Source organism: Magnetospirillum sp. WYHS-4 (genome assembly GCA_039908345.1).
Taxonomy (GTDB): domain Bacteria; phylum Pseudomonadota; class Alphaproteobacteria; order Rhodospirillales; family GLO-3; genus JAMOBD01.
In genome coordinates, this window is record JAMOBD010000120.1 from 1 (window position 1) to 3,282 (window position 3,282).

Here is a 3,282-nt window from a genome sequence, read left to right on the forward strand (position 1 = left end):
AGCGACACCAAGTTGTTGGCCGAAATCATCAGCAGCATGCCGAGCGTCGCGAACAGGATCAGCACCCCGAACTCGAAGCGCGACATGTGCTGCCGTTCCATGAAGTCGCGGGCCATGAATAGGGCCATGGCCGAGGCCAGCAGTACCAAGGCCTTGAAGAACAGGGCGAAGCCGTCGGAGACGAACAGGCCGCCGAAGGCCAGAACGCGGCCGCCCGGCACGGTGGCCAACAGCAACAGGGTAAGCATCAGCACCGTGACGCTGAGGTGGGCGATGCTGCCCGCCGCCTTGGCCCCGTCCTCGGGGGTGGTGCCCTTGGTGAACGCGCCCAGCATCAGCAAGCCCATGGCGGCGAGCGCCAGGAACAACTCGGGCAACACCGGCATCAGGTCGGGAAATTCGGCCATCGCCATGGTCTCCACTTCTTCCTAACCCGTTTACCGGACGGCCATGGCGTTCATCGGCGCCAGCATCTTGCCCGAAGCGGTCACCTGCTCGATCAGGTTGGCCACCGAGGCATGCATGACATCAAGGAACGAGGCCGGGTAGATGCCCATCCAGATCACCAAGATCGCCAGCGGGGCGAAGACGGCGATTTCGCGCGGACTCATGTCCAGTATCTTCTTCAGCTTGTCCTTGGTCAGCTCGCCGAAGATGACCCGGCGATAAAGATACAGCATGTAGGCCGCCCCCAGTACCACGCCGGTGGTGGTCAAGGCCCCGACCCAGGAATTGGCCTTGAAGGCACCCAGCAGCACCAGGAACTCGCCGACGAATCCGCCGGTGCCCGGTAGTCCCACGGACGCCAGCATGAACAGCATGAAGGTCAGGGAATAGACCGGCATCCGGTGCACCAAACCGCCGTAGGTAACGATCTCGCGCGAATGGACGCGGTCGTAGACCACGCCCACGATCAGGAACAGGGCGGCCGATACCACGCCATGGCTGAGCATCTGGTAGATGGCGCCCTCGATGCCCTGCTGGTTCAGGGTGAAGGTGCCGATGGTGACGAACCCCATGTGGGCGACCGACGAGTACGCAATCAGCTTCTTCATGTCCTCCTGGGCGAGCGCCACCAGCGAGGTATAGATCACCGCGATGATCGACAGGGTGTACATCAGGGGCGTGAAGGCCACCGTCGCCTCGGGGAACATGGGCAGCGAAAAGCGCAGGAAACCGTAGCCGCCGAACTTCAGCAGCACGCCCGCCAGGATGACCGAACCGGCGGTCGGCGCCTCCACGTGGGCGTCGGGCAGCCACGTATGGACGGGCCACATGGGCACCTTGACGGCAAACGAGGCGAAAAAGGCCAGCCACAGCCAAGTCTGCAGGCTGGCCGGGAAGCCGGCCTGCATCAGTTCGGGGATGGAGGTGGTGCCGGCGCTGGCGTACATGGCCAGCATGGCCAGCAGCATCAGGACCGACCCCAGCAGCGTGTAAAGGAAGAACTTGAAGGCCGCATAGACCCGGCGCGGGCCGCCCCAGACGCCGATAATCAGGAACATCGGGATCAGCACGCCCTCGAAGAAGATGTAGAACACCACCAGATCCAAGGCGGCGAACATGCCGATCATCAGGGATTCCAGGACCAGGAAGGCGATCATGTATTCCTTGACCCGCTTGGTCACCGCCTCCCAGGCCGACAGCACGCAGATGGGCGTAAGCAGGGTTGACAGCAGCACGAAGGGCATGGAGATGCCGTCGACGCCCAAATAGTAGGAAATTCCGTAGTCGGGAATCCAGGCCGCCCGCTCGACGAACTGGAAGGCCGCCGTGCCGCGTTCGAAGCCGAACCACAGGTAAAGCGACACCAGGAAGGTGATCGTCGACGTCCAAAGCGCCACGTGGCGCGAGTTGCGCGCCACGGCCTCCGTGTCGCCGCGTACCGTGAGGATGAACCCGGCTCCCACCAGGGGCAGAAGGATCAGCAGGGTCAGGACGGGGAAATTGGCGGTCATGGGTTCCCCCTCCTTACGCGATGCTCAGGATGTACCAAGTGATCAGCAACACGACGCCGATCAGCATGGCAAAGGCGTAGTGGGCGACCTGGCCGCTTTGGAAGCGCGAGGCGCGTTTGGCGATGCCTATCGAGGCCTCCGCCAGCCCGTCCGGCCCCAAGCCGTCGATCAGCATTCCGTCACCCGTCTTCCAGAGATTGCGCCCCAACCGCATGGCCGGCCGCACGAACAGGAAGTCGTAGAGTTCGTCGAAGTACCACTTGTTCAGCAGGAAGCGGTAGACCGGCGCCCAAGCGGTGGCCAGGGTACCCGGCAGCTTGGGCGCGACCATGTACATGAAATAGGCCAGGGCGATTCCCGATACGGCGACCACCAGGGGTGTGTACTTGACCCATGCGGGAACGTGATGGGCGTTCTCCAGCGCGGCATGAGCCGGCAGTACGAAGATGGCGTTGCCCCAGAATTCCGCCGCGTCGTGGCCGACGAAGGCCTCGTAGCCTATGTAGCCGGCGAAAATCGCCCCCGTTCCCAAGACCAGCAACGGCAGGATCATCGCCTTGGGCGATTCGTGGATGTGGGCCATGGTCCTTTCGTCGGCCCGAGGCGTGCCGTGGAAGGTCAGGATCAAGAGCCGCCAGGAATAGAAGGCCGTCAGGAAGGCGGCGATCACGCCCATCAAGAAGGCGTAATTGCCGAAGGCCGAATGGGCGCCGTAGGCGGCTTCAAGCACGATGTCCTTGGACCAGAAACCGGCAAACGGCGGAATGCCGGCCAAGGCCAGGCTGCCGATCCACATCAAGGCCCAGGTGACCTTGATGTGCTTCCAGGTACCGCCCATGCGGCGGATGTCCTGCTCGTCGGACATGGCGTGGATCACGGAACCGGCCCCCAGGAACAGCAAGGCCTTGAAGAACGCGTGGGTCATCAGGTGAAAGATGCCCGCCGAATAGGCCGACACGCCGCAGGCGAAGAACATGTACCCCAACTGCGAGCAGGTGGAATAGGCGATCACCCGCTTGATGTCGTTCTGCACGCAACCCACCGTGGCGGCGAAGATGGCCGTCGAGGCCCCCACCACGGTGACCACCGCCAGGGCGGTATCCGAATATTCGAACAGCGGCGACAGGCGGGCCACCATGAACACGCCGGCCGTCACCATGGTCGCGGCGTGGATCAGGGCGGAAACGGGGGTGGGACCTTCCATGGCGTCCGGCAGCCAGGTATGCAGGCCCAACTGGGCCGACTTGCCCATGGCGCCCACGAACAGCAGCAGGCAAAGGATGGTGAGCGCGTGGAAATCGGTGCCGAACAGGTTCATGCGGCT

The 3,282-nt window shown here is 63.3% G+C and carries 3 protein-coding genes; all 3 read right to left on the reverse strand.

What is annotated here, in order from left to right; all coding sequences use genetic code 11:
• Positions 1-413 (reverse strand): NADH-quinone oxidoreductase subunit N (locus H7841_18015; GenBank protein ID MEO5338754.1); only part of this gene is annotated, 413 nt, incomplete at its 3' end.
• Positions 414-437: 24 nt separating this feature from the next.
• Positions 438-1,958, reverse strand: a complete 1,521-nt coding sequence (locus H7841_18020; GenBank protein MEO5338755.1) for an NADH-quinone oxidoreductase subunit M — start codon at positions 1,956-1,958, stop codon at positions 438-440.
• Between the two features lie 13 nt (positions 1,959-1,971).
• A partial coding sequence (nuoL, locus tag H7841_18025) for an NADH-quinone oxidoreductase subunit L (GenBank protein MEO5338756.1) occupies positions 1,972-3,282 on the reverse strand: 1,311 nt, incomplete at its 5' end.